The following is a 26825-nucleotide window of genomic DNA, read 5'->3' as shown; positions in this document are numbered from 1 at the left end:
CTCTTCTATTACTTTCAAATACATCCATTTTGCAGCATTCTAAAAATAAAATACAATACAAGCCATATAATAGTTTTTGATTAACTAAGAAATATCACTAAAAGTGGGTATTTCTTACGTAAGGAATTAACAATACATTCGCAATGTCAATTTCTAAAAACAACATAAAACCAAATGGCAAAAAAAAGTATCTCTAAGATAATTCTCGGATTCTTGATAACTCTCTTACTATTTTCTTGTAGTACCGAAGAGAATATAACGGAATCATCTACAAATCAAGATGTAGAAAAAGTAAAAAAATGGTTTGAGAGTGATTTAAACACTACTAAACTCAAAATTATTGAATATACCAAAGACATTCAATGGGATAAAGCAATAATTACAAATGGCGAAAAAGGCCAGATTATTGAAGTCCCAATAACCTTATTAGACTTTGTAACTACTACTAATACTAGCGCTAAAAAACTAACAGACCACCATAGATTACTATTTATTAAAGGCGAAAACAAAACCTATAAATACTATGATCTTCAGATTTTTACAAGCGACAGCAATTTTGACAATCTGGATAAAAACTTTAATTATTACAGTATCAAAGATGATTTTAATGGCTTTGTAACTATTTTTGACCCTGTAAAACAAATAGTTGGGTCTCAAAAATTTAAAAACGGAAAAATTCCAAAACCCAATATTACTGCTAAAGAAGATGCAATGGCAGAAGAGAACTGCACTTATTTGGTTTGGATTTATGAAGATGGCTCCATAGATATAATAACCAGACTCTATTGTGAAGCTGGAGGACTAACTGGAGGCGGACCTGTAAGAGGAGCCGGTGGATATGGAGGTGGAGGTACTTCTGGTACTGGCACTAATCCTCCCATAATTGATTATTCAGTAAAGAACCCCTGTGATAAAATTAAGACACTCAAAGAAGACCCAAATTACAAGAATGCAGTGGCTGCCTTAAAGGAAAATTTTAAATTGCAGTATGAAACTGGTTACTACATTAGTGAATCTAATGGATATGAAGCTGGGACTCCTGTGGGAAATCTTCAATTGAGTGGAAAAATACATGCAGACACTTATGGAATTATACACGTACATGAAGACGAATTCACTCATCAGGTGAATAATGGAATTCTTCGAGATGAAGAAGTAAAGCCTATTCACATGTTTTCTCCTGCGGATGTCAACAAATTTAGCTCATTGTTAATTAATGCAAATAAACATCAAACGCCCTTAGACAAGGTGTTTATTGAAATGGTAAGTAGTTCAGGCAGGTATCAATTGCGTTTTGAAGGGAATGTAAATAATGTTAAAAATTTTGATTATGAATCATTGAAAGAGACATACAAAGAAAAAATGAATTTGTATAGTAATGATTTAGAAACAGGATTACTTATGTTTATAAAAGATTACATTGGTATTGATGGAATCACGCTGTTTAAAATGAATGATGATGGAAGTACAGACAGAAAAACATTATCAAGTCCAAACGTACTGGCAACAAATCCTTGTTAATAACACTAAAAAATAAAAAGATGAAAAAATTATTATACTTAAGCACTCTAATGGTACTTGGATTAACAATGAATGCGCAGAAAATAGTGCCCTTAGAAAACAAATATGGTTATAAAATTATCAATAGAAATGAAGAGATTTATTTTAAGGATGTCAATAATATTTTGGGGAAATTTGTGGGTACTTGGAAAGGCACCTATGGAAATAAAAAATATGAATTTAGGTTGTTGAAAACTACAAGGACTTTTGAAACAATGAAATATGATAGATTGTTAGTTCGCTATATCATAACAGATTTAAACGATAATGTCATAGAAAACACCACTTATTTTCCTGATTCCAGTCCTTATGTAATCAAGGGTCATGACTATCATGAAAATGGGTATTATTTAGTTTATGTTGCAAAAGGGGGTAATTGTGCACAGAGTGGCCAAATCCTTCTTTATGTTGATGGCAACAATATGGATGTACTTTTTCATGAAGATTCAGAATTTGTTGATTTAACTGAATGTCCTACTCAAATAAATGAATATTTCCAACAGAATATAATTTATAGATTAATTAAGCAGTAAAAGACAAACACCAATCATTTTTGCCTTAGAACTAAAATAAGTCTCTTTAATTAGAGGCTTTTTTTAGCTTCCTGCCTAAAGAGTCGTGACCATTTTAATATTAAACTAAAATGAAAAAATTAATATACTTAAGTATGCTGTTGGTATTTGGATTGACAATGAATGCACAAAAAATTATTCCATTGGAAAACAAATATGGTTATAAAATTATCAATAGAGATGAAGAGATTTATTTTAAGGATGTCAATAATATTCTAGAGAAGTACGTGGGGACTTGGAAGGGTATTTATGGAAATAAAAAGTATGAATTTAGGATTGTAAAACACACTGGTTCCTTTAAAGTTATGAAATTTGACGAATTATTAGTGCGTTATATCATAACTGATTTAAATGATAATGTCATAGATAACACCTCCTACTTTCCTGATTCCAGTCCTTATATAATGTCAGGGCGTTATTATCATAATAATGGATATTACTTAAGTTATGTTGCAAAAGGAGGGAATTGCGCACAAAGCGGCCAAATCCTTCTTTATGTTGATGGTAACAATATGGATGTCCTTTTTCATGAAAATTCAGAATTTGTTGATTTAACTGAATGTCCTACTCAAATAAATGAGCATTTCAAACAGAATACGATTTATAGATTAATTAAGCAGTAAAATACAAACACCAATCATTTTTGCCTTAGAACTAAAATAAGTCTCTTTAATTAGAGGCTTTTTTAGCTTCCGTGCCTAAACCTAATGATATAAGATGATGAAAAGACAGTAAGAGCTACTGAAGAAAGAAAGAAACAAACCAAAAGGTGGATACGTCCCTAAAGGAAAATCATGTAAATAATTCTTGTATTATGAAAAAAAACATATTTATCATCTGCTCATTTTTTTTAGCTTCCTGTTCATCTATTAAAACTGAAGAAAAAATAATTCAAGATTTTGCCATACGAAGTAGCTTACTAAAAAGCAATTATGAAAATCCTACTTATTTAATCAGTGAATCAGGATCAAGAATTAAAGCATTAGAATATTATGAAATTGCTTATCTAGAAAGAACAAAACCTGACGGTATAAGAAGAAAAATAGATTGTTCAAGAAATACGATCATTGGGTGGCCAATTGACTCTATAGAAATTAATGCTTTAAAAAAAAATTACACAAAAGATACAATCTCATATTATTGGAAAAAAAATAATTTTAAAAAACTCCAAATACCTATCATAAAATATAATGACTTAAAAGTTAAAATGAAATCAGATGATTTTCCAACAGGAACTATTGCTTATATCTTTTCTAAACCAATCATAAGCTTGAATGGAAAATTTGCTCTTCTTTTTTATAGTGAAATTGGCTATTTCAGAAAAACGGATGGCGGAGATGGGAAAGCGGTTTTATTAGAAAAAATCAATCAAAATTGGGTATTAAAAAATTCATTTTCAAAATCTTTTGACTAGTATTAAGCAACTCATTAACAAAAAATTGACTATTACTTTATTATTCTTCCTTCCGTTTTTTCATAAACAAACTATCGGATTGATTTCCGTTAAGAAATTATATATCAATGAGTTTTTGCAAAAACAGGCCGTGCTCATTCGTTATTGAACATCAAAGTAAAAGACACAACTGTTATTGATTCTTTGAAAGTAATAGAAGAGTTTGATTTTTAAACTACAAGTCTTTTAACCGCTAAGAACGCAAAGCTTAGCGAACTTTGCGTTTTTTCTTTGTGCCCTTTGCGGTTAAGCCGAAGTGCTACTTAAAATTCTTCAAGAAATCCTCCTTATAAGTTGTAGAGACTTCAATTTCTGTATTATCGTTTAAGGTAATAATACCGCCTTTGTTGTACGATTTTACGCAATTCAGGTTGATAATATGCGATTTGTGAACCCTGATAAAAGGCAAAGGCAGAATTTCGGAGAAATGCTTCAAAAAACGACAGACCATTTTCTTGCTTCCATTATGGAGATACAAATCAGTAAAATTTCCGTTACCGCGAAGACGAACGATTTCTTCCATTTTAACCACTTCAAAACCTTCCAAAGTTGGTAAAATTACCTGTTGCTTTTCGGGTTTGGGTTCCTGAAAATTTTCAACGATAATCTTGTTTCGATTGAATATTTCGTGATTCAGAATTTGATGATGCACTTTGTTTACCGCCACAATTAATTCTTCAATGCTAATAGGTTTTAGCAAATAATAAGCAGCACTTTGATTCAAAGCTTTCAAAGAATATTCCGAAAAAGCGGTTACGAAAATTGTCTCAAAATGCAAATCTTTGCAGGCTTTAAGAACATCGAAAGCATTCCCAAAAGGCATTTCAACATCCAAAAAAACCAACTGCGGCTGTAATTCGTGCAACAAAGGGACCGCTTCTTTTATGTTTTGGGCTTCGCCAATGACCTCCACTTGTGGACAATATTTACTCAAATAATTCTTGAGTACTTCACGAGCCGCTAATTCATCTTCGACAATTACGCTTTTTATCTTTTGAAAATTCATTCTATTTATCAATTAATGGAAAAACAATTTCGACTACAGTTCCCGTTTCCGGCAAAGCTTTCTCTGAAATCTGGAAACTAATATTCTTTTTGTACAACTCATTCAGTAAACTAATGCGCTCTTTGGTATTGCTCATTCCTCTTGATTCATGCGCTTTTTGATTGCTCGTTTTCAGCTCTTGGCTTTTGGTCAAACCAATGCCGTTATCATCGATACGAATCGTTACTTTTCCGTTCATTAGCTGAACTTGCAACTGCAATAATCCTTTGTCATCCAAATATCGTAATCCGTGCCAAATAGCATTCTCTAAATGAGGCTGAATAATCATATTGGGGACCATCGTTCTTTCGGCATCCAATTCTGGGTCAACATTAATCTTAAAATCAAACTTATCCTGAAAACGAAGATGTTCCAATTCCAAATACTTTTTCAATTGCTCCAATTCGTTATCCAATGTAATGAAATCCTTGTTGGAATTCTCCATCGTATTTCGCATCAAGTTAGAGTAAGAAGTTAGGTATTTATTGGCTTCCAATTCCTTGTTCTCGGCAATAAACTGATTGACGCTGTTGAGACTGTTGAAAATAAAATGCGGATTCATTTCACGGCGCAACGATTGTAACGCTATTTCTTTATTTTTGGTTTTAATGGAAAAAAGCGTTTTTACAATCCACAAAAACAACAATAAAAGCAACCCTATCGAACCCAAAAGAAAGTAATTGAAAGTGCTTGTCTTCGTAATTAATTCATCTTTCAATGATTTTTCTTTTTCCAATTGACGAATTTTATCCTCGCTGACTTGGAAGGTTTTTGCATCAATCAAAGTCGTATCAGACTGAACCAATTGATCGAAATTTTGTAGAAATTGATCGTACAAAGCCAAACTTTCCTTGTTATTTCCTTTCCCATTATAATATTTAGTCAAAGAAATCAAACTCTTTTTGGCTTCGGCCGAATTTCCTTTTTGAAGAGCCAAATCAAAAGCTTCTTTCAAAGCTGTGATGGCTTTACTCGGTTCTTCTTTTTGAAAATAAAGAACCGATAATGATTGCAATTGCTTTATTTGAGTTGTAAAATCCTGCTTTGTTTTGGCTTCTGCCAAAAGTTTTTCATTAATACCAATCGCTTTGTCAAACTGATTATCTGAAGCATACACCTTGGCAATTTCATTATTAATTTTGATGGTAGTCGCCGGCTTTCCTTTTGCGTAAGCGAGTGCCTGTTGATAACTTTCTATAGCGACCTCTTTGTTTTTTTGCTTCAAGGAATTTTCAGCTTTTTGTACATACGCTGCGGAAACTTCTTCTTCTTTCTTTTCCTTTTTGAGCAATTCTATATTCGAATTGACATAGCTTTCTTGAGCAACTGGATTCGCCACATAACGCAAACGATTGGCATCATTCGAGTTAATTTTTTCAAAGCTTTTATCTTCTGCCATAGCTTTTGCGCCTTCATAATTCTTAATCGCCGAATCATAATCTTTCTGAGATTCCTGAACTTTGGCAAGGCTTCTCGTTACGCGGGTTTTGTCATCAACCAACTTTAATTTGGTATAACTCGTGATTGCTTTTTTAAAGTACTCTTCGGCTTTGGCGTAATCTCCTTTATTTTGAAACTCATTCGCCAATCGCTCATAATTTTGAGCAATTTGGGCTTCATCATTTACCTCCAAAGACTTTTTCAAATCTTTGGTCACCATTTTCATTTTAGAAGGTGCCGATTTACTTTTGGACAAAGAATCCTGAGCCATTGCTCCAAAAGGAAACAATAACACTATCAGAAGAAAGAGAAAATATGTAGTTAGTAAACGCATTTTTTTTAAGTTTCTGAGATACTAAGTCTCTAAGTTACTAAGATTATTAATAATGATTTGGAGCAGAAAGATTTGGCATTCTTATCAGCATTAGTCCCGCTTTCCGTTACAATCTTATAAGCCGAACCCCGGCTTATAAGGATTTTCGCTTCTATCGGGGCTAGAGGAAGGGATTTTGCTTTTTTAATATCTAAAACTCATAGAATCTTAGCCTCATAGAGTCTTAGCAACTTCCAAAAAATCTTCAATGTAAAGTAAAGTATTTTAAACTCCTTTTACAACACGTTTCACCAAGTGAAAAGACCGTTTCACAATTTGTCCAAAAAAGGAGTGTTTTTAGTTTTTAAGTTTGGTCTGTAATCAACCTTTAAAAACGAAAAATCATGAAATCGACTCTATTTATCTCGGCGCTTTTGGCAACTACAATCTCTTTTGCAAGCTGTAATTATACGAATGCAAAACCAATCAAAAACGATGAAACCGAAAAACCAAAAGCATCAGAAAACAACAAAATTCAAGTTGCTCTTTTATTGGACACTTCCAACAGTATGGACGGATTAATCGATCAGGCAAAATCCAGACTCTGGAATATTGTAAACACACTTACTACGCTTAAATATTCTGGTAAAAATCCCGATATCGAAATTGCTTTATACGAATATGGTAATGACGGATTGGCGCAACAATCGAATTACATTCGACAAGTAACCCCTCTTACCTCCGACTTGGACTTGATTTCCGAAAAATTGTTTGCTTTAAAAACCAACGGCGGTAATGAATATTGCGGTGCAGTAATCCAAGATGCGACCAAAAAATTGCAATGGGGAAAAGCAAATGACAATATGAAACTTATCTACATTGCAGGAAACGAAGCTTTCAACCAAGGCGGAATAAACTACAAAGAAGCCATAAGCGATGCGATGAAAAATGATATTTATGTGAATACGATTTTCTGCGGAAACAGCATGGAAGGCATTAACACCTTTTGGAAAGACGGAGCCGATTATGGAAAAGGGAAATACTTCAACATTGACTCTAATCTTTCGGTGCAATACGTATCAACGCCTTATGACGATCAAATATCTAAGTGCAATGTAATGATAAACAACACTTATATTGGCTATGGCTCAAAAGGATCTTCCAAAAAAATGAACCAAGAAGCACAAGACAAGAATGCTCAAAAAGTTTCATCAGCTAATTATGCTGAACGAGCTGTAAGCAAATCCAAAGCGGTGTATAAAAATGAAAGTTGGGATCTGGTTGATAGAGTAAAAGAAGATTCAAAAGCCATTTCTAAAATTAAAAAAGAAGAATTGCCAGCCGAACTTCAAAACAAATCAGAAGCTGAAGTACAAGCTATTGTAACTAAAAAAACCAAGGAAAGAGAAGCGATTCAGAAAGAAATTGGAGAACTAGGCAAAAAACGCCAACAATATATTGATGCTGAAGCCAAAAAAACAAAATCACAAGACGATTTAGGAAATGCTATAAATACTTCTATTGTCGCTTTGGCGAAAGCAAAAGGCTATACAGTCGAAAAATAATAATTCGTGTCTTAAAGACGAACAGTAAAAAGGGTTTGCTTTTAATTAAAGCTGAACCCTTTTTTTATAAAAAAGAAATGGATAAAAAATTAGCTGTAAAATATTTATTAACCTAATAAACAATAAGTTAAATACATAAATAATTGTTTTTATTTGTAAATTTGTTCATACTTTAATAATCAATCGATTATGAAAATAGCAGCTTTATTTCTCATGTTCCATTGTTTAAGTTCTTCCTATTCACAAACTATCGGGCTACACTCTTTTGCAACTGGTTTTACGAGACCTGTAGAAATTACAAATGCTGGTGATAGTCGGTTATTTATTGTAGAACAAGGTGGTCTTATAAAAATATTAAATTCCGACGGGTCTGTTAATCCAAATGCTTTCCTTACTATTTCTACGCTAATAACTAACAGTGGTGAACAAGGTTTGCTAGGCTTGGCTTTTCATCCCAATTATACTGTAAATGGATTATTCTTTATCAACTATATAAACTTGTCTGGAGATACCGTGATTGCCAAATATTCTGTAAACCCTGGAAATCCAAATCTAGCTGATGCTTCTAGCGGGACTATACTATTAACCATTTCACAGCCTTACACAAACCATAAAGGAGGCACTTTAAAATTTGGCCCCGATGGCTATCTGTATATTGGAATGGGCGATGGCGGCGACAGTGGAGACCCAGAAAACAGAGCGCAAAACATAGACACCCTATTGGGAAAAATGCTTCGAATAGATGTAAATTCTGGAACACCATACGGTATTCCTTCTGGAAATCCATACTTAGGAATTTCAGGAGCTGATGAAATTTGGGCGATAGGTCTAAGAAATCCATGGAAATTCTCCTTTGACAAAACACTTGGAAATCTATGGATTGCCGACGTTGGCCAAAACAACATTGAAGAAATCAACATGACAGCTGCCACACAAGCCGGATTAAACTATGGCTGGCGTTGCTACGAAGGAGAAGTGCAATACAACACTACGGGTTGCCCTTCGCAAACTACCCTCAAATTTCCACTAAAAACCATAAACCATTCTACTGGTGCATGTTCTATTACTGGTGGTTATGTCTATAACGGAACGGCTTATCCTAATTTCAAGGGATTATATTTTTTTACAGATTATTGTGATCCAAAAATTGGAATAATGACCTCAAGTGGCACGCTGACTTATTCACAAGTCTTTTCGGGAAATAACTTTTCTACTTTTGGAGAAGATTCCAGCGGAGAGTTATATGTTGCGGCCATCAATAACGGCAGTATTTTCAAAATTATTGATACTTCACTTGGCATCAATACATTTGACCAAACCCAATTTGTAATTTATCCAAATCCGGCTAAATCAGAAATTGTTATTCAAAAATCGAACAAAAATCACCCTACAGAAGTTACCCTTTTTGACATGGAAGGTAAAATGTTATTGAAGAAAAAAACAGAAAATAAAGATGTAAACATTGTCAAAATAGATAATTTTTCCAAAGGGTTTTATATCGTTACCGTCAAAAATGAACAGGGACATCTTTCGACCTATAGACTGATTGTAGAATAGTTTATCTTAAACAAATAACCCAATCAGAGTTTTGAACTCAGACTGGGTATTTAAAATTATTCTGCATCATGATTAAGGCGCAGGATCAGGAATAACAGCCTGAACAGCATCTATTTCTTTTAGGATCTCGCTTGATAAAACAACATCAATAGTAGCAATATTCTCTTTGAGCTGTTCCATAGTAGTCGCACCAATAATTGAACTGGTCACAAAACGTTGCTGCTGTACAAAAGCCAATGCCATTTCCGTCAATGTCAATCCGTGTTGGTGGGCTATTTCTTGGTACAATTTGGTAGCTTCAGTGCAATTCGCACTGCTGTATCTAGCATATTGTGGAAAGAGGCTCAACCTTGCATTTGGATGAGATTCACCAGTCAAAAATTTACCTGACAAAACACCAAAAGCCAAAGGTGAATACGCCAATAATCCCACATTTTCACGAAGACAAACTTCGGCAGAAGCATTTTCGAAAAGGCGATTCAATAAAGAATATGGATTTTGGATGGTTTTAATTCTAGTCAGATTGTGGTATTTGCTTTCTTCCAGAAAACGCATCAATCCCCAAGGATTTTCATTGGAAACTCCCACATGCTTTATTTTACCGACTTTCACTAAGCCGTCTAATGTTTCAAGAACTTCGTGGAAATTATCTTCCCAAGCATCGTCTTGAATTTTGAGTCCACGCTGTCCAAAACAATTGGTTTTGCGTTCCGGCCAATGCAATTGATACACATCCAAATAATCGGTTTGAAGGCGCTGTAAACTATTGTCTAAAGCATATTGAATACTCGCAGGTGAAAAGTCCAACTTTTCGCGCATATAGCCAAAATTAGGATTCGGTCCTGCAATTTTGGAAGCTAGAACAACTTCTTCTCTTTTTCCGGTTTTCTTGAACCAGGTTCCAATGATTTTTTCAGTGCTTCCGTATGTTTCTTCTCTACTCGGAATGGAATACATTTCGGCTGTGTCAAAAAAATTAACTCCTTTCTCTAGTGCATAATCCATTTGGGCATGCCCTTCGGATTCTGTGTTTTGCTGTCCAAAAGTCATCGTTCCAAGGCATATTTTGCTGACTTTTATATCGGTGTTCGGTAAAGTAGTGTATTTCATTTATTTAAGAGGCTAAGATTCTAAGGAGCTAAGTTCCTAAGTATTTTTTTTTTGGAAGCAAAGATAAAAATTAGTTCTTCGTTTTCAGGTTGGCTTTGCCTAATATTAACAAAAAAGGTTCAACGTTTACACGCGAACCTTTTAAACTTAGTCTCTTAGAATCTTAGCAACTCAGTATCTTCCATCTAAAATTCATTCAACATTTTTGAAATTTCATCCAATCTTGGAGTTAAAATAATTTCAATTCTACGGTTTTTGGATTTTCCTTCTGCTGTACTGTTTGGTGCTAATGGTGAATATTCACTTCTTCCAGCAGCAGTAAGATTTTGTTTGTTTACTTTTTTGTTTTCTCCCAAAATCGTAACAATAGCAGTTGCTCTTTTGGTCGAAAGATCCCAGTTGTCAGCAATTGGTCCAGAACCTGCATATGGATCATCATCAGTGTGGCCTTCTATTAATACGGAAATATCTGGATTGTCACCCAATACTTTACCTACTTCTACAACCGCTTTTTTTCCTTCGGAACCTACAGCCCAGCTTCCTGAATTGAAAAGCAGTTTGTTCTCCATAGAAACATAAACTTTTCCGTTTTTTTGTTCAACAGTTAAACCTTTGCCTTCAAAACTATTAAGTGCTTTGGAAAGCGTTTCTTTTAGTTTTTTCATGCTGGCTTCTTTGGCAGCAATTAAATCTTCCAATTCTTTTAAACGTTGACTGCTTGCATTCAATTTTTCTTGTTCTAGTGCCAATGCTTTTGCTTTCGCGTCCAATTGCGCCAATAAATCACGATTCTTCTTCATATTGGCTTCCAATGCCTCGTTGCTGTTTTTCTCCAAAGCAGCATACGAATCCTGCATAACTTTCATTTTGTTCTTGGCAGCTTCATAATCGGCTTGCACTTTGGCCAGATTAGCATTAACATCATCCAAATTCTTTTTCAGTGCTTCTTTCTCAGATTCCAATTGCTTTTTGGAAGCCAGCAGCGCTGCATTTTCGTCTGAAATGGTTCTGTTTTCCTTTTTTAAATTGGCAAATTGGTTTTCAAGATCATTGTAGATTTTCTTGGAAACACAAGAAGTGGACAGTGCCATAATTAAAAGTCCGATCGAAATTTTTTTAATCATTTTGTTAAGTTTTACTATTTATATGTGGTATTTGAGGTCAAAAATTCTTGTAAGACGGAATACCCTAGCCCAGATAGCAGTGAAAATCCTTGTTTGTGAAAAATCTATTTTTTCTTACTAGTGCAGAGCGACCAACGGAAGCTCCTACAATAGCTTACAAAAAATGATTTTTGCAAACAAGATTGAAACGAATAGCTGGATTAGCTCCTTAAACCTTTCATCATTTTTTATTTAAAATTGCTGTTTAATTGAAATTGTCATTGGTCTTGATATTGACTTTTTTCTATTCTATTTCTACCAAAACAGGGCAATGATCTGAATGCATGGCGTCTGGTAATATAACGGCTCTTTTGAGTTTATGTTTTAAGGAGTCGCTCACTAAATTGTAATCGATGCGCCAACCTTTGTTATTACCACGAGCTCCGGCGCGGTAACTCCACCAAGAATATTGATGCGGTTCGCTGTTAAAATGACGAAAACTGTCCACAAAACCGGATTTCATAAATTTATCGAGCCAAGCTCTTTCTTCGGGTAGAAATCCCGAAACGTTTTTGTTTCTGATGGGGTCATGGATATCGATTGCCTCATGACAGATATTATAATCTCCGCAAATGATAAGATTTGGAATGGTTGCTTTGAGTTCGTCGATGTAGTTTTGAAAATCATCCATATACATAAACTTATGGCTCAAACGATCAATATTAGTTCCCGAAGGCAAGTACATACTCATTACAGAACAGTCATCAAAATCGGCACGAAGGTTTCGTCCCTCAAAATCCATGTGCTGGATTCCGGTTCCGTACACCACATTATTGGGTTTTATTTTTGAAAGAATGGCAACGCCGCTATAGCCTTTTTTGGTGGCTGGATAATAATATTGATACGGATAGCCGGCAGCAGTAATATCGGCAACGGGGATTTGCTCTTCGGTTGCCTTGATTTCCTGTAAACAGATAACATCTGGATTGGCGTGCTGCAGCCATTCAATAAATCCTTTAGTAATTGCTGCTCGAATTCCGTTTACGTTGTATGAGATTATCTTCATGTGTCTAAGTTAGTTTTTATATCCAAATTGCATTCACAGCAGGAATACTCTTCTACTCTGTTTTCTGTCAGAATCTTGGATTCTTTTTCTGCTATGGAATCCAAAAGTAGTAAAAAGCGTAAAGATTGATTCAAAAAAAAAGCATAAAAAATGGAGTATTTTGCTATCTTTGTCTCTTGCTCAAAAAAGAAAAAATAAATGGGTCTAGTTACCGCAAAAGAAGTTGCAAAAGCAATCAATACAGACAAGTACGGGGTTTTTGGTACTTTCTCGGGTTGGCTGTTGATGAAAGTTTTGAAGATTTCGACATTAAATCAAATATACGACAGGAACAAGCATTTGAAAGAACTGCCATTCCTGAATGCCATATTGGACGAATTTCAAATTAAATTTGAGATTCCCGAAGAGGATTTTAAACGTTTGCCAAAAGACGGTGCCTATATTACTATTTCTAATCATCCACTTGGAGGAATTGACGGTATTCTATTATTGAAATTAATGCTAGAAAGAGAGCCTAACTTCAAAATCATAGCTAATTTTTTACTGCACCGTATTGACCCGATGAAGCCCTACATCATGCCGGTGAATCCTTTTGAAAATCACAAAGATGCGAAATCAAGCGTGGTGGGAATCAAAGAAACACTTCGTCATCTTAGAGACGGAAAACCTTTAGGAATGTTCCCTGCGGGAGAAGTTTCTACTTATAAAGACGGTAAATTAGTCGTTGATAAAGCATGGGAAGAAGGTGCTATAAAAGTAATTCGAAAAGCTCAAGTTCCTGTTGTTCCAATTTACTTTCATGCCAAAAACAGCCGTTTATTTTATTTTTTATCGAAAATAAATGACACGCTTAGAACTGCAAAACTGCCTTCGGAATTATTGACTCAAAAAGACCGTATCATCAAGGTTCGTGTTGGAAAACCAATTTCGGTAGCTGAGCAAAACGAATATGAATCGATTGAGGATTATACGGAATTCTTGAGAAAGAAAACCTATATGCTTGCTAATCCATTTGAAAAAGAAAATAATTTTTTGAATGCGGCCAATTTGATACCTTCAAAACCTCCTAAAAAAATTGTTACTCCTGCCAGTACCGAAAAAATGATTACGGAAGTAGAGGCTTTGAGAACTGCAGATCTTCGTCTTTTACAAAGCAAAAATTACGAAGTGTTTTTTGCAGAGGCCAAACAGATTCCAAATATACTGCATGAAATAGGCCGTTTGCGCGAAATCACATTTAGAGAAGTAGGCGAAGGAACTAATGAGTCTATTGACATCGACAAATACGATAAATATTACCGCCACCTCTTTTTGTGGGATGATGATACCAAGCAAATTGCCGGGGCTTACCGCATGGGACTTGGATCGCAGATTTTTCCTAAATATGGCATTGAAGGTTTTTATCTCAACGGACTGTTCCGTTTTGAGCCTGAACTTCATGACATGATGAGCAAGTCTATCGATATGGGCAGGGCTTTTATCATTAAAGAATATCAGCAAAAACCAATGCCGTTATTCTTATTATGGAGAGGAATTATACACACAACTTTACATTATCCAGAACATAAATATTTATTGGGAGGCGTAAGTATCAGTAATCAATTTTCGGATTTTTCGAAATCATTGATGATTGAGTTTATGAAATCACACTATTATGATCCTTACATTGCACAATACGTTCACCCAAAGAAAGAATTCAAGGTCAAACTAAAAGATGCAGACAAAGACTTTATTTTTGATGAAGCTGAAGCCGATTTGAATAAATTTGATAAATTGATTGACGAGTTGGAACCAGGGATTTTGAGACTCCCTGTATTGATTAAAAAATACATCAAACAAAACGCAAAACTGGTCGCTTTTAATGTTGATCCTTTATTCAATAACGCTATCGATGGATTAATGTACATTCGAATTGCCGATATTCCTGAAAGCACAATGAAACCAGTAATGGAAGAATTTCAAGCTGAATTGGAACGAAAGCTGAATGATAAAGAAGAGTAGATTTTAGATTCCAGTTTTAAGATTATAAAAATCCCGTTTTGTCCTAAAAATAGACGAAACGGGATTTTTTATGCTTTGAAAAATTTTAATTTTCATAATTCTTGACTGCTCCTTGAAAATGTTCCCATTCTGTTTGAGACAATACTGTTTTCTTATTGATTTTTTTACCTTTTATGTATTCTAAAACATATTTAGCTCTTTCCTCAGATTCTGGATGTGAATTTACCCAAGACAAAGCACTTTCCAGTTTATTATCAAAAGACATATCATATAGAAAATCGGCAAATGGTGCTGGATCGACTTTGGCTTTCAGCATATATTCAACACTGGCAATATCCGCTTCTTTCTCAAGAGATCGGTCATAAGCCGATGATGATAATGTATGCATAACTTCCCGAATTACTCCACTATTGTTATTCCCCGTAGTTATCGACATAAGAACAGAAAAACCAATTTCTTTAGATAATTTTTTCATCACGTGATTGTTCTCTATATGAGCAATTTCGTGTCCCAAAACACCTATCAACGCCTGTTCATTCTTTGACGCCTCAATTAATCCGGAATACACCACCAAATGACCGTCCGGCAATGCAAAGGCATTAACCTCATCTTTCTTAATTACATGTACTTTTAAACTATCACGCTCGATTCCGTTTTCTTCACACAATGGTTTTAATAATTTGTCTAACGATTTGGTAATCGAATCATTTACGATTATATCTTCCGTCGTTTTTATTTGATCCCAAATCATATCGCCCATTCCTTTTTCGGTTGCGCTTTTTGCTTTATCTATTTTAAAAAAAGTAATGAAATCAACTTGGGACAGCAAAAACCAAATCCCAAAAAAGACTACTACTATTGACAATCCTCTAAATAGTGTTTTCATGATTGGTCTTGCAGATTAAATTAGTAATATCCGAAAAGAAATACATTTCGATATGATTTCCTTTTCTGGTTTGGGTAGCCAAATAAAGCGTGAAAATAAATTCAAGTAAATTAAACCCAACAATGGTAATCATGTAAGCGATATAATGGTTCGTCACTTCTCCACCATCAAAAACAACGGAAATAGTCCACCAAAATCCAACTGTATTAAAGAAAAACAAGCCCAATTGAGCCAGTAAAGCTTGTGTACAATGCCATTTTACAAAAGCGGTACTTTTTCTGTTTCCCAAATAAAAGAAAACGGATGCCAGCAAATTCATTATAGGCAACGGTAAACCTGCGACCAAGGCTACTAAAGACATCAAATAACTATTAGACGCTCTCTCCTTTTCATGCTCGCTAGGCTTGTAGGCAAAAAGTGTTTTGTGAATCATAATTTTTTATAAATATTCCAAATCCAATTCAAAAGAACCAGACCGATTAATACTATTGATATCCATTTTATTCTTATTATTTCTTCAGCCTTTTTATAAAAAAATAAAAATGAATTCTTTTTATCAATTACATCATACAGAATCCATAAAGGAGCAATAATCATTAATAAAACAACAATGATTCCAAATGGATTCATATATAATGATTCTGTAATGCTCCCCTTAAGAATTAATTGAATTGCTCGGGTGGTACCACAAGAAGGACAAGGAATCCCTGTTACATTCTTAAAAATACACAAGCTAAAATGAATTTGTTTGCTATAAAATGAATTGAAAAAAAGATAAATAAAGCCTGATAAACAGGCCATCAGAACAATCGAATATATCTTTTTTTTAGACATTGTTTAGTAAAATGAATTCAAAAAAGTTTCTAGGTTTTTTTCGCGAGTAAAACTCATTATTGAAAACCAATCTACAATTGTCCAGATACCAAATCCTCCGCAAGTCAATAGTTTCAAAACTCCCATCCCGGTATCTCCAAGCATAAATCGATCAATTCCTAATTGACCTGCTGACAATGAAATAATCATTAGAGTATCAGCACTCTTAAATTGCATATTTAGGACTAAAGGCCATTTTGTCTCATCTAATTCAACTAGTTTTTCTCTAATTTGAGGCAAATGATGCCCTTCAAAATACTTTGCGTTCAACATCATGAACATGTCAACTTTTTGTAAATCCATTCTAATAATTTGGTTTTTGGTTAATTCCCTACTCTTTTTTTGGATTTTCGGATACTCCATAATTTTGCTAATATATAAATATTAACAGAAATGTCTTATTATTAAAATAATTTATTTTGCATTAACAAATTAAATAAGGCATAAAAAATCCCGTCTCTTCTTTTGACGAGACGGGATTCATATTTACTTTATTTTTTTTTAAAACCAACCTTTCTTTCCGACCTGATAGGTTTGATAAAATTCTTCATCAGATTTAGTCAAATAGATAATTCCCTCTACAAAACCTATTATACTACCTACTCCACAAGTTACAACACTTATTATAATCTGAATTATACCTTCTTGCGTATATCCCAGGATAAATTTATGAATCCCAAAGTATGGGAAAATCAACGCTAAAATCCCTGCTAAAATTTTTTTGTTTTCTTGACGAATTGGGTGTGGGTTATTCCAATCTTCTCGTTTTGAATTCTCCATAATTGAAAATTAAATTTATTAATTAATAGTCGTCTAATTTATAAAAAAATATCACAAAATCTTATTTTTTAGACCATTAAAAATCTTACATGTTTATTTTTTTCCGTACAAAGCCTTAATTTTGTCTACTATCACTTGTGCCAACCGTTCGTGGCTTTCATAGGTCCAACCAGCAATGTGTGGTGTTAAAATCACTTTTCGGCCATCTAATAAATACTGAAAAGCTTCTGGTGTATTTTTATTCTGGAATAGGTTTTCAAAAGATAGTTTCTCGTATTCCAAAACATCCAATCCCGCCCCAAGAACTTTTCCAGATTGCATGGCGGTAACCAAATCGGCTGTTATGATATTCTTCCCTCTGGAGGTATTGATAATCCAAATGTCTTTTGCAAAAGCATTAATAAAATCTAAATTCACCATTTTGTCAGTTTCAGGCGTCCACGGAATGTGCAAACTCAACACATCAGTTTTTTGCTGTAATTCCTGTAGTGAAACTTGTCTGGCATTGGCATCACCCACATTTTCCTTGATATCGTAACACAATACTTCTACATCAAAACCACGAAGTTTTTTCGCAAAAGCTTTTCCCATGTTTCCATATCCTATAATTCCAACCGTTTTGCCGTCGAGTTCGTAACCACGATTTTTCTCTCTGTTCCATTCACCGGAACGAATTTCACTATCGGCTATGTTTAATTTATTAAACAAGGACAAAATCATTCCCAAAGTATGCTCGGCAACCGCATTACAATTCCCTTCAGGAGCTGCTATCAATGCAATATTCTTAGATGTTGCATAATCGCAATCAATGCTTTCCAGTCCAGCTCCTACTCGAGCGATGAATTGCAAATTGGTCGCTTTGTCCAGAAACTGTTTGTCAATTTTGAAACGACTTCGAATAACAATTCCTTGGTAGTCTTGAATTTTGGCTTCGATTTCTTGTTTGGAAGAAGTAAAATCAGCATGATTGATAAAACCAGCCTGCTCCAATTGTTCCCAAAGGATGGGATTATTGCTGTCAATATGAAGGATTTTGATGTCCATATAAAAAGATTACTAAATTAGAGTCTCAAAATTAGCTAAAAAATCACGGTTTATCCTTTAAACCCAGAATAATTAACCTACAATGCTTAAATTAGCCATTTCCTTTTAAAGCCAATTACACATGAGATTAACCAAAACATTTACTGCATTTTTTCAAAGCGAAAAAGCGGGTGGTCTATTGCTCCTTTTTGTAACTGTTGTGTCTTTATTACTGGCCAATTCATTAATACAAAACGAATATATCGCTTTTTGGAACACCGAAATCGGGCATCATTCCATTACCCATTGGATTAATGACGGATTAATGACTATTTTCTTTTTATTGATTGGCTTAGAGTTGGAACGCGAAATGTATCATGGTGAATTGGCCAATATCAAAAACGCCATTCTTCCTATTTTTGGGGCCTTGGGCGGGATGATTGTTCCTGCCGGAATTTTTCTGGCATTGAATTACGGAACGCTAACACAAAACGGAGCCGGAATTCCAATGGCTACCGATATTGCTTTTGCCATTGGTGTTTTATCTTTATTAGGCAATAGAGTTCCTGCCTCATTAAAAATATTCCTGACTGCTCTTGCTGTGATTGATGATTTAGGCGCAATCCTAGTCATTGCAATATTTTATACTCAAACAATTGCATTTGACAACTTGCTCTATGCTTTAATCATCTTAGGTTTCTTATTTATATTGAACAGACGTAAAGTACATCATCTGGCTCCATACTTAATCGGAGGTTTTTTTATGTGGTATTTTATGCTGAACTCTGGTGTACATGCGACTATTACAGGGGTATTACTTGGCTTTGTGATTCCGTTTGGGAATGGAGGAAAAAACACTGCTTCCTATAAACTGCAACATTTTTTGCATGAACCTGTAGCTTTTATTATCCTTCCTCTATTTGCTATTGCCAATACCTGTATTTCAATTAACCCAGATTGGCATGAAGGATTGAGTCATGAAAATTCAATGGGAATTATTTTGGGTCTTGTAGTTGGAAAACCGCTAGGAATTTTACTGTTTTCTTTCCTTGCCGTGAGTTTAGGCATTAGTAAATTGCCTACAGATCTAAAATGGAAAAATATCTTAGGAGCAGGAATGCTCGGCGGAATAGGATTTACGATGTCTATTTTCATAACCCTTTTGGCTTTTAAAAATGATGGAGAAGAGATCATTACTTATTCAAAAATCGCCATTTTAATTGCCTCTTTTCTATCTGGTACATTTGGCTTTTTATGGCTAAAATTGACTTTTAAGGCCCCGGCAAAATCGATTAAAATCAAATAAATAGGATAAAAAACGTGTTAAAGAAATCCAAAAAAGAAATTTTATCCTTTCCTTTGCAGTTCCAATGATTACAAGTATTAGCCTTAAAACCTTGTAACAAATTTAAAATGAAAAAAGTTTATTTTATTCCCTTATTGTGCTTCACTTTTTTATTTCAAAGCTGCTTTGAAGTGATTGAAGAAGTGAAAATGAAAGACGATGGATCGGGGCATTTTAATTTTGTGATTAATTTTAGCCAAAGCAAAACTAAAATCAATTCGGTTTTGAAGATGCAGAAAATTAATGGCTATACTATTCCTTCTAAAGAAGAAATTAAAAATGAAGCTTCAAAAATAGAAGCATTGGCACAAAACACCGCAGGAATTTCGAACGTAAAAACCAATATCGACTTAACGAATTATATTTTTGCGATTGATTTGGATTTCCAAAAAATCAGCAACCTCAACACCGTTTTTTTAAAATTGAAAAACAGCAAAAAAATAAGCCAAACGATTGCTACTGATTATTTTACTTTCAATGAAAAAAAGTTTGTACGCAGCCAAAAAGTACCCATAAAAGCCCTATACGACAAAATGGAAAAGGCCGACAAGGAAGTTTTTCAAAACGCAAAATACACTTCTGTTTACAAATTTGATTCGACCATCAAATCCTTTACCAACAAAAAAGCAGTCACTTCCAAAAGCAGTAAAGCCATTAAACTAAACGGTTCCATAATGAATGTGATTAATGGAAACGAAAAGATAGAAAATACGATTATACTAAATTAAATATAGACATGAAAAATCTTATACTATTCCTAGCTATTTGCTTCTCAATAACGATATACTCTCAGGATTTAGCCAGCAAAGTGCCAAACAACGCTCCTTTTGCCTTGTGCTTTAACGGCAAAAACCTAAACGAGAAAGTAGCCATCAAAACCATTCAGGAATATCCTTGGATGCAGGAATTATTGGAAAAACAATTGAAATTTTTACCCAAAGATTTCAGTCAAACCGGAATTGATCTTACCAACAAACACTATCAATATTACATCAGCAAAGATACAGTGATGAATTATGTAGTGCTGATTCCACTGAATAATGCTTCATTGTTTGAAAAAATGGTTCAAACCAAATACGGAGACAGCCTTAAAGTAAAAAAGCAAGGATCATACAATAGCGTTGCTACTTCAAAAACACATCATTTGGCTTGGAATGACAAATTTGCTGTTTTGGTGAATGCTTCCTATTCCAAACCCAATAAATACAATTACACCGAAGAACCATACGGTGATTTAGCGAGCATGGACACAACTGGCGTTTTGGTAGATACTCTAGCAGTTACCTATGATACCGATGTTCCCGCCTATGTGCCAGAAGAAATAAAGCCAACTCCTGACCCTGATAAAAAGGAAAAAGCAACAAAAGGGAAAAGCAAAAAGGAAAAGAAAACCAAAAAAACAGTAGAAGAACCCAAAATTGTGGAACCAACTGAAGATGAAATTTATGCTGCCCAAGAAAAAGCCAATGCTGAATTGGAAGAAACTAACCGAAAACTTTTGGAACTTGAATTAAGAAAAACCGATTCCATAGAGAGTCTGAAAATCAGACCAGTTGTTGAATCGATTTTCAAGGAAGCTTTCGATTCCAAAACAGAAATAGCCGGTAGCTCTGTTATTTTCAAAAACAACAACTCTAAATCTGACTTTTATATTTTTGCCGATTTGGATGCATTAACACATCAATTGTACTCTAGTTTATCGGGAATTAATTCAGCTTTGGCGGGGATATATAAAAATGGTCTTTTGGACAGTAATTACCACATTAATGGTTATTTTGAAAAAGACAGAATTCGATTGAATCAAGTAATCACTCCCAAAAACGAAGAGACCAAAAAATCGTACCAAGAAATATGTGATTCCAAAATTGATAAAAATCTAATGAATTACATAGGTAACAATGTCTTGGGATATTACTCCATTTCGATGGATACGCAAGCGGTTATGAACTACGAATACAAGATTCTAAAAAACACTTTGAATTCGGTTTACCAATCTTACGCCAAAGAAGCAAGCGGTAACGAAGCTGATGTTTTGATTGATGCTGTTGCACTATTTTTGGACGAAAAAGCCATTGCTGATCTAATTCCCGGCAACGCAATTTTTGTGCTTCATGATCTCAAAAAAGTACAGAGGGATTTCGTGAACATCGATTATGATGAAAATTATCAGCAAATAGAAACCAAAGGCATCAAAGATGAAATACAGCCTGACTTTACTTTTCTTATGAATACCAGAAATGAATCATTCGTAAACAAATTACTGCAACTTCCTTTGAATAAAAGTAAATTTACAGCTACCGATTATCAATTGACTAACGGTTATTACACCATTCATTTTGAAAAGGATAATCTTTTTGAAAACTTATATCTTGGTTTGAAAAATGGTGTGGTGATGTTGACGACTTCAAAAATAAACATAGAAAACCTCATCCAGCAAACCGCAATGCCATTGCACGCTGATTTCAAAAAATCTATTTCTAAAAACAATGCGGCAGCTTGGTTTGACATTCAAAAAATAATTACTGCTTCCAAAACGGAATTGGACAAAGATGCCAAAAGCAATTATTATGACATTGTATTGAAAAACGCAGGCGAAATTACGGTGGAATCCAAATTCAAAAATGGCGCAATCGTTTCGGATGCTTCTTATAGTATCAAAGGAGAACACGCTAACAGTCTGCAATATTTCTTTGATGTAATCAATGAAGTGTACGCGGAAAGCAAAAAAGAAATAATCATTACGGAGTAATCCAAAATGAGTACAAAAAAAAATCTTTACAGAATTGCCATACTCCTTGTTGCCATTGGGAGTATGGCTTTTTTGTATTGGTATGGATTTCATAAAAATTTTGACGAAAAATGTGTTTCTCAAAATGCCGATGCCATTGCGATGGTTGATGTAAAAAAAACACGGAACCATTTTGTTTTTTCGTACCTAAAAAATCCTTCCGAATGGGGAACTACTCCAACAAAAAAGAAAACCGACCTTTCTGATTTTGGAATAAAAACACCTGATTATTTGGCTTTTTTTCACATTGAAAACCAACCTATAGCACAATGGTTTGTTAACCTAAAAATAAAAAACGAGGCTGCATTTGAAAAAGCAATAATCAATTCTCATTTTTCAAAAACAAAACTAAACAGTCACTTTATTGGATATTATTCCAACTCTTTAGGGATTTATATTATTAAGTTTTCCAACCAAATTCTGGTTTCGAACATTGCTGAAAAACAAAAGCAAATTGCCATAAAAACAGCCGAAGATTTGTTCTTGAAAAATCATTTTTTGGATGCCAAAAAAACAGAAAAAATAATCGCCACCTCCAATGCGGTAACGTTTTGGATCAAAAAAAACAATTTGCTGGAAGAAGATGGAATTCTGAACCTGACATTGGAAGAGAACGAAATAACAGTTGGCGGACAATTACATTTCAAATCTAAGTTTCAAAAAGAATGGCAATTTACCCAAAATCCAAATACCTTATTTGCATTGGGTTTTGATTTTGAAATGATTCGGAATCAAAAATTCATTACTGAAAATTCAGTAAAAATCAGCAAAATGATTGGTTTTGATTTGGATTCAATTTTAGCAAACAACCCAAGCAAAACAGAATTATTGCTAAATGAAATAGTTGAAAAGAAAGATTCGGCGATCAGTTACGGCTATGATGATGATTTTAATCCCATAAAAAAAGTAGTTATCCATACTAGCCGTGAACCTTCTTTTTACTTCTCAATGAAAACGACCAATTCGAAAAAGGTTTTTAATTACCTAAAAAGTCAAAATGCCATTGACGGTCATAATGTTTTTGTCAATTTTCCTTTGGCACATACAAAAGCTTTCATCAATAATAATGTTATAAACTTTCAGGCAAATCCTTTAAAAAATAGAGTTTTGAAAAGTTCGATTCCAAAAATTGGCTATTTACAAATTCATTTTGACAAACTTGGCGCTAAAGATTGGCGTTTTATTATTGCTAAAAACAACAATCTGAAGTTTATAAAATCATTCGAAACTCTAACGATTGATCTTACTGAAGAAAACAACTTAGGTCTTTTTGAAGCTCATTTGAAGACAAAAGATGGGAAAAATTTAATGGCAGTTATGGCCAAAATTGGGTTATAATTAATAATCGTAATGATTTAAAAATCAGCACAAAAATAACCCTAACTTTGGTAAAACAAATTCAAAATTATGAATTTACTTTTAAAAGAGTTTGCCAAACACATTACACTCGACCCTGAAGAGCAAGCATATATTTTGACTTTGTTGGAAATCAAAAATTATAAAGCGAAAACTTTTTTATTGAAGGAAGGGGAAACATGTCACTATTTTTATTTTGTAACCAAAGGCGCTTTGTGTGGTTTTTTTTCAGACAATAATAAAATAGAAAAGGTGATTCGATTGGCAACACCCGGTCGTTGGATTACCGACTTTAAAAGTTTTCACAATCAAGTTCCGTCCCATTTTCATTTAAAAACACTCGCTGATTCAGAAATCATGTTATTAAGTATCGAAAACTATGAGAAACTCTTTCGAGCCATTCCAAAATTAGAACGATATTTCCGATTGATGATTTGCGAAGTTTTGGCGGATGCTACAGATCGCATAAAAGACAATTTGTTGCTGACTGCAGAGGAACGTTATGATAAATTTATTACTAGTTTTCCAGATTTGGCTTATCAAATTTCTCAAAAATACATCGCCTCTTACATTACTGTTACCCCAGAGTTTCTAAGCAAAATAAAATCCCGACAGTTTAAAAAGTAACACAGTTCAGTACTGTTTATTAAACCCTAAATCTGATTACTTCTTTACTCTTTAGAATAATCCTAAAATTTTGTCTATTTCTGCCATCGTTAGGGTTGAATATTTCAGACAAACGTGAGTAAATTGGCAAAGCAATTACTCATTAACAAAACCTCCGCTTTCTTCATAAATTCTTTTGTCCTTTCAGAAAAGGAGTTTTTACTTTCATTTTACATAAAGTAGTAATAAACACATTAATTTTAATAAATAATGTATTTTGACGTATTTATTTGTCTTACAACAGATAAAAAAAACTTAATCTAGATTAATAAATGAGCTTTATTGAAGAATTTTTAGCCTAGATCATCTTATTTAAACATTAGATACCTCTACTTTTAATACATCAAATAAGTCTAAAATAAAAACAGGACCAATTTTTGACAATTAAAAAAACAATCAATTAGTTTCTCCCTTCTACCAAAAAGTGTCACTAACAATTAAAATTAAAAAATTATGAAAAAAATTATTTTATCAGCTATAATAGCTTTTAGCATTGTATCATGTTCACATGACAATAATTCTCCTGGAGATACAACAGGTTTAAAAAAAGGCTCAGTAACAGCTAAATTCGATGTAGGCAAAGATGCTTTTCCAACTACAACAAATAAAAATACAAACAGAGGAACCATTCCAACCACCATCAACCGTATTACTGTAGATGTAGTGAATACCAATCCCGGAATACCAGCAAATCAAACCGTATTTGATTTGGTAGCTTCTGGTGGTGAAACAAAATTTTTGATTGACAATGTATCTTCTGGAGCGAATGTTTTTACTGCTAAAGCAACAACAACAGGACTTCCTAAATTAACAGTAGCTCCTTATAACTATACAAATGATGCTACTACTGATGCCATGATAAAAGGAGAAAGAGATGCAGTTCCTTATGCAAAATATGAAGCTATAGTAGGAATGGACATTATATTAGGAACCCCACAAGAAATTATTTTCCCATTACTAACGAATCACGGTAGAATAATTGGTACTGTAGAAACAGAATCATTATTAACGGCTAGTGGTCGTAAGGTTGAAGTAATTGCACAACGATTTGATACTAGTAATGCTTCTCTTGCACCATCGCTAACTATTGATCTTACTGGAAATAAAAGTGTTATAGCTGTATGGAATGATGATAGTGCAGTAAAGGGAAATTACATAAAGTATATTGTAAATATTTATAATAATGCTGCTGGTACCATTTTAGAAAAAACATTTGAAAAAACCATTGCAATACTAGAATCTACAGGAATTACCGCCAAAATAACCATAACTAGTGAAGGATTAACAGAATCCATTAACTATGGTACATTTACCATACCAGCTTGGACAGAAATAAGCAACTAAAAAGTAATACTGATGAGGATTTAACATCCGAAACTACCGCTAACAAAAAGCGGTAGTCTATTACAACTTGAAAAAACAATGAAAAAGATACTGTTGATTACTGTATTTCTGACAGCATTATCATCCTGTTCAATTGAGGATGATATAAATATAGAAACCACTTTGGTATCCATTTCTACTGAAAATGAATTTACCCCTTCTACTACTGGTAAAAATGTGCAAAGAGGTTCTTTGTTTGCCTGGATTAGTGAAATGCAAATTGTGGCAGCCCATAGCGGTGGTTACATAAGCACTACTGATTTTACATTAGTTGCTAATGGAACCACTGGAGCAGACACAAAATTTTTCATGGACGCAGTAATGATCGGAAATAATTCATTTACAGCTTCTTCTAAAACCACAGAAACCGAAAGATTAGAAACGGCTCAAGTTCCCATTTCAGAGTCTTTTACAACAACAATCGCAAATCTAAAAGCTCGTAATCCTTATGCCCTTTATACCAGTACAAATCCGGTAAATTATACTATTTTACCAGGTACAGTCCAAAATGTAAGCATTCCAATGAGAACTTATAATAGCCGTTTTATTGCATTGTTTACTACAGAAGATATTGTCGGGAGTAATTCTGGAAATATAGTTACCATTACAACTTATGTAAATGGAGTATTATATGGCCCAAGCGCCTCTTGCTCTAAAAGTAAAAACGCAACATTCTATTGGTCTAATAAAAACTCAATCGCAGGCAAATCAATTTATTTCAAAATAGTGAATAATGACAGAGGTACTTTGAACACTTATTATACAAACTCAATTGTTTTGAAAGCATCAAACACGGTTAAGATTAGATATACAATAAAAGACACTTCTTTCTCTACAACTCCAATGTAAAAAGGCAAATACACTTTAAACGATACTATCTAATTATCGATACGTCTCTTATTAATATTACAGTTTTTTCTTATTACTCACGTAAAACTAC

At 33.9% G+C, this 26825-nt stretch carries 25 protein-coding genes; 14 read left to right on the top strand and 11 right to left on the bottom strand.

The features are described from left to right. The first annotated feature begins 174 nt into the window (after positions 1 to 174). The 4 genes from B0E44_RS18140 (at position 175) to B0E44_RS18125 (ending at position 3546) form a co-directional block, all read left to right on the top strand. Positions 175 to 1521, top strand: coding sequence for a hypothetical protein (locus B0E44_RS18140; protein WP_077378740.1), 1347 nt, complete (start codon positions 175 to 177; stop codon positions 1519 to 1521). Positions 1522 to 1541: 20 nt separating this feature from the next. After that, entirely contained in the window at positions 1542 to 2093 is a 552-nt protein-coding gene (locus tag B0E44_RS18135; RefSeq protein WP_124019375.1) for a DUF6705 family protein, read from the top strand. 110 nt (positions 2094 to 2203) lie between these two features. Beyond that, positions 2204 to 2755 (top strand): DUF6705 family protein, encoded by a 552-nt coding sequence (locus B0E44_RS18130; protein WP_077378735.1) that lies wholly within the window; start codon positions 2204 to 2206, stop codon positions 2753 to 2755. 191 nt (positions 2756 to 2946) lie between these two features. Continuing rightward, positions 2947 to 3546 carry a hypothetical protein gene (locus B0E44_RS18125; protein ID WP_077378732.1) on the top strand — a complete coding sequence of 200 codons (600 nt, stop codon included), beginning with the start codon at positions 2947 to 2949 and terminating at the stop codon, positions 3544 to 3546. A 298-nt stretch (positions 3547 to 3844) separates the two neighbouring features. Here the strand turns inward: B0E44_RS18125 and B0E44_RS18120 are convergent, their stop codons facing one another. Further along, entirely contained in the window at positions 3845 to 4591 is a 747-nt protein-coding gene (locus B0E44_RS18120; RefSeq protein ID WP_077378724.1) for a LytTR family DNA-binding domain-containing protein, read from the bottom strand. Between the two features lies 1 nt (position 4592). Then, positions 4593 to 6404, bottom strand: coding sequence for a histidine kinase (locus B0E44_RS18115; protein ID WP_077378719.1), 1812 nt, complete (start codon positions 6402 to 6404; stop codon positions 4593 to 4595). A 383-nt stretch (positions 6405 to 6787) separates the two neighbouring features. Between B0E44_RS18115 and B0E44_RS18110 the strand changes: the two genes are divergently transcribed. Both B0E44_RS18110 and B0E44_RS18105 read left to right on the top strand, forming a co-directional pair. Then, positions 6788 to 7948 carry a vWA domain-containing protein gene (locus B0E44_RS18110; protein WP_077378716.1) on the top strand — a complete coding sequence of 387 codons (1161 nt, stop codon included), beginning with the start codon at positions 6788 to 6790 and terminating at the stop codon, positions 7946 to 7948. A gap of 189 nt (positions 7949 to 8137) precedes the next feature. After that, complete coding sequence (locus B0E44_RS18105; protein WP_077378713.1) at positions 8138 to 9505, top strand: sorbosone dehydrogenase family protein; 1368 nt, start codon at positions 8138 to 8140, stop codon at positions 9503 to 9505. Positions 9506 to 9577: 72 nt separating this feature from the next. Here B0E44_RS18105 and B0E44_RS18100 read toward each other — a convergent pair whose 3' ends face one another. The 3 genes from B0E44_RS18100 to B0E44_RS18090 form a co-directional block, all read right to left on the bottom strand. After that, positions 9578 to 10615, bottom strand: coding sequence for an aldo/keto reductase (locus B0E44_RS18100; protein WP_077378710.1), 1038 nt, complete (start codon positions 10613 to 10615; stop codon positions 9578 to 9580). A gap of 185 nt (positions 10616 to 10800) precedes the next feature. Continuing rightward, positions 10801 to 11739: an OmpA family protein gene (locus B0E44_RS18095; protein ID WP_077378707.1), complete on the bottom strand. Its 939-nt coding sequence runs from the start codon at positions 11737 to 11739 to the stop codon at positions 10801 to 10803. Between the two features lie 283 nt (positions 11740 to 12022). Next, complete coding sequence (locus B0E44_RS18090; RefSeq protein ID WP_077378704.1) at positions 12023 to 12784, bottom strand: exodeoxyribonuclease III; 762 nt, start codon at positions 12782 to 12784, stop codon at positions 12023 to 12025. Between the two features lie 198 nt (positions 12785 to 12982). Between B0E44_RS18090 and B0E44_RS18085 the strand changes: the two genes are divergently transcribed. Further along, positions 12983 to 14785: a GNAT family N-acyltransferase gene (locus B0E44_RS18085; RefSeq protein ID WP_077378701.1), complete on the top strand. Its 1803-nt coding sequence runs from the start codon at positions 12983 to 12985 to the stop codon at positions 14783 to 14785. A gap of 85 nt (positions 14786 to 14870) precedes the next feature. Here the strand turns inward: B0E44_RS18085 and B0E44_RS18080 are convergent, their stop codons facing one another. From B0E44_RS18080 to B0E44_RS18055, 6 genes are all read right to left on the bottom strand, one after another. Further along, positions 14871 to 15671, bottom strand: a complete 801-nt coding sequence (locus B0E44_RS18080; protein ID WP_077378698.1) for a M48 family metallopeptidase — start codon at positions 15669 to 15671, stop codon at positions 14871 to 14873. Then, positions 15655 to 16104: a DUF4870 domain-containing protein gene (locus tag B0E44_RS18075; protein ID WP_077378695.1), complete on the bottom strand. Its 450-nt coding sequence runs from the start codon at positions 16102 to 16104 to the stop codon at positions 15655 to 15657. The genes B0E44_RS18080 and B0E44_RS18075 overlap by 17 nt, the downstream gene beginning before the upstream one ends. After that, a complete protein-coding gene (locus B0E44_RS18070) occupies positions 16101 to 16505 on the bottom strand; it encodes a DUF2752 domain-containing protein (protein ID WP_077378692.1) in 405 nt (134 codons plus the stop codon). Before B0E44_RS18070 ends, B0E44_RS18075 begins: the two co-directional genes overlap by 4 nt. Before the next feature lie 3 nt (positions 16506 to 16508). Beyond that, positions 16509 to 16847 (bottom strand): TM2 domain-containing protein, encoded by a 339-nt coding sequence (locus B0E44_RS18065; RefSeq protein WP_077378785.1) that lies wholly within the window; start codon positions 16845 to 16847, stop codon positions 16509 to 16511. Between the two features lie 198 nt (positions 16848 to 17045). Then, positions 17046 to 17324 (bottom strand): TM2 domain-containing protein, encoded by a 279-nt coding sequence (locus B0E44_RS18060; protein WP_077378689.1) that lies wholly within the window; start codon positions 17322 to 17324, stop codon positions 17046 to 17048. 93 nt (positions 17325 to 17417) lie between these two features. Further along, positions 17418 to 18368, bottom strand: coding sequence for a 2-hydroxyacid dehydrogenase (locus B0E44_RS18055; protein WP_077378686.1), 951 nt, complete (start codon positions 18366 to 18368; stop codon positions 17418 to 17420). A 121-nt stretch (positions 18369 to 18489) separates the two neighbouring features. Between B0E44_RS18055 and nhaA the strand changes: the two genes are divergently transcribed. The 7 genes from nhaA to B0E44_RS18020 all read left to right on the top strand — a co-directional run bounded on the left by nhaA (position 18490) and on the right by B0E44_RS18020 (position 26734). Next, positions 18490 to 19653 carry a Na+/H+ antiporter NhaA gene (gene nhaA / locus B0E44_RS18050; RefSeq protein WP_077378683.1) on the top strand — a complete coding sequence of 388 codons (1164 nt, stop codon included), beginning with the start codon at positions 18490 to 18492 and terminating at the stop codon, positions 19651 to 19653. Positions 19654 to 19760: 107 nt separating this feature from the next. Next, positions 19761 to 20420 carry a hypothetical protein gene (locus tag B0E44_RS18045; protein ID WP_077378680.1) on the top strand — a complete coding sequence of 220 codons (660 nt, stop codon included), beginning with the start codon at positions 19761 to 19763 and terminating at the stop codon, positions 20418 to 20420. An 8-nt stretch (positions 20421 to 20428) separates the two neighbouring features. Then, positions 20429 to 22441 (top strand): hypothetical protein, encoded by a 2013-nt coding sequence (locus tag B0E44_RS18040; RefSeq protein WP_124019374.1) that lies wholly within the window; start codon positions 20429 to 20431, stop codon positions 22439 to 22441. 6 nt (positions 22442 to 22447) lie between these two features. Then, on the top strand, positions 22448 to 23818 hold the full coding sequence (locus B0E44_RS18035; protein WP_077378674.1) for a hypothetical protein: 1371 nt from the start codon (positions 22448 to 22450) through the stop codon (positions 23816 to 23818). A 69-nt stretch (positions 23819 to 23887) separates the two neighbouring features. After that, entirely contained in the window at positions 23888 to 24463 is a 576-nt protein-coding gene (locus B0E44_RS18030) for a Crp/Fnr family transcriptional regulator (protein ID WP_077378671.1), read from the top strand. Positions 24464 to 24955: 492 nt separating this feature from the next. Continuing rightward, positions 24956 to 25846, top strand: a complete 891-nt coding sequence (locus B0E44_RS18025) for a hypothetical protein (protein WP_077378668.1) — start codon at positions 24956 to 24958, stop codon at positions 25844 to 25846. Between the two features lie 78 nt (positions 25847 to 25924). After that, positions 25925 to 26734 (top strand): lipoprotein, encoded by an 810-nt coding sequence (locus B0E44_RS18020; protein ID WP_077378665.1) that lies wholly within the window; start codon positions 25925 to 25927, stop codon positions 26732 to 26734. Positions 26735 to 26825 lie beyond the last annotated feature (91 nt).

This window comes from Flavobacterium sp. A45, assembly GCF_002001005.1.
Classification (GTDB): domain Bacteria; phylum Bacteroidota; class Bacteroidia; order Flavobacteriales; family Flavobacteriaceae; genus Flavobacterium.
The sequence above is the reverse complement of the archived record's forward strand: the minus strand, read 5'-3'. Positions and strand labels throughout refer to the sequence as shown.